The organism is Acetobacterium sp. K1/6 (assembly GCF_034438075.1).
GTDB lineage: Bacteria > Bacillota > Clostridia > Eubacteriales > Eubacteriaceae > Acetobacterium > Acetobacterium carbinolicum.
Window position 1 is genome coordinate 1 of the sequence record NZ_JAXQGA010000066.1, and the last position, 1,646, is coordinate 1,646.

Annotated in this window: 1 protein-coding gene; it reads left to right on the forward strand. The window is 46.4% G+C overall.

The window, feature by feature from the left end; translation table 11 throughout:
• A partial coding sequence (locus U2P91_RS17865; RefSeq protein ID WP_322520096.1) for a formate--tetrahydrofolate ligase occupies window positions 1-1,646 on the forward strand: 1,646 nt, incomplete at both ends.

The window sequence follows — 1,646 nt, forward strand, 5'->3', positions numbered from 1 at the left end:
ATTGAGATTGCACAAGAGGCTACCCCACAGGACATCCGTGAGATAGCAAAGAAATTGGGTTTAACGGAAGATGATCTGGATTTATACGGTAAGTATAAAGCAAAGGTTGACTATAACCTGTTAAAGAAATCAACGGGCAAAAAAGCACGGTTGATCTTAACTACCGCCATTAATCCAACACCAGCCGGTGAAGGAAAAACGACCACCACAATCGGGGTTGCCGATGGTTTATCACGAATTGGCAAGAACACCCTGGTGGCTTTAAGAGAACCATCATTAGGACCTGTATTCGGTGTTAAAGGCGGAGCCGCCGGCGGTGGATATGCCCAAGTTGTCCCGATGGAAGATATCAACCTTCATTTTACCGGAGACTTCCATGCGATCGGAGCAGCGAATAACTTATTGGCCGCAATGCTTGATAATCACATCAAACAAGGTAATGAACTGAAAATTGATGCTAAAAAAATTACCTGGCGACGTTGTGTTGACATGAATGACCGTCAGCTGCGAAACATCGTTGATGGTTTAGGTGGATCGGGAGACGGTGTTGTCCGTGAAGATGGATTTGATATTACCGTTGCCTCTGAAGTTATGGCGGCCTTTTGTTTAGCAAGTGATATTTCTGATTTAAAAGAACGACTCGGCCGCATTATTGTTGGCTACAGCTTTGCTGGAGATCCCATTACGGCAAGTCAATTAAAAGCGAATGGTGCGATGGCAGCCTTGTTAAAAGATGCCTTAAAACCAAACCTGGTACAAACATTAGAAGGCACACCGGCCTTTATTCATGGGGGACCATTTGCCAATATCGCCCACGGTTGTAACTCCGTGATTGCCACTCGTATGGCGATGCATTTTGCTGATTATGTGGTTACCGAAGGTGGCTTCGGCGCTGACCTTGGGGCTGAAAAATTCCTCGATATCAAATGCCGGATGGCCAACTTAAAACCAGATGCGGTTATTATTGTAGCCACAGTTCGAGCTCTTAAATACAATGGTGGAGTACCCAAAGCCGATTTAAATAACGAAAACCTGGAGGCTTTAAAAGCCGGTCTGCCAAATTTATTAAAACATGTTGAAAACATCACCCAGGTCTTTAAATTGCCAGCCGTGGTTGCGATCAACGAATTCCCACTGGATACCCCAGCCGAGTTAGCCTTAGTAAAAGACGAATGCCAGAAACTTGGCGTTAACGTGGCGATTTCCCAGGTATGGGCAAAAGGTGGCGAGGGCGGCGAAGAGCTGGCCCGGGAAGTTGTTCGTCTCATTGACGAAAGCGAAGGCACCTTCGAATACTGCTATGAACTGGATATGCCAATCAAAGAAAAAATCGAAGCGATTGCGACCCGTATTTATGGTGCCGATGGTGTAGACTTTACCCCAATCGCGACCAAAGAAATGGAACGCTTAACGGCTCTCGGCTTTGACAAGGTGCCAATCTGTATGGCGAAAACCCAGTACTCCTTAACCGATGACGCCACCAAACTGGGCCGTCCAACCGGATTTAGAGTAACGGTTCGACAGGTTAATATTTCCGCCGGAGCGGGATTCATTATTGCCCTGACCGGCGAAATCATGAAAATGCCCGGGTTACCAAAAGTACCTGCCGCAGAAAAAATTGATGTTGATGAAAACGGCGTAATTGC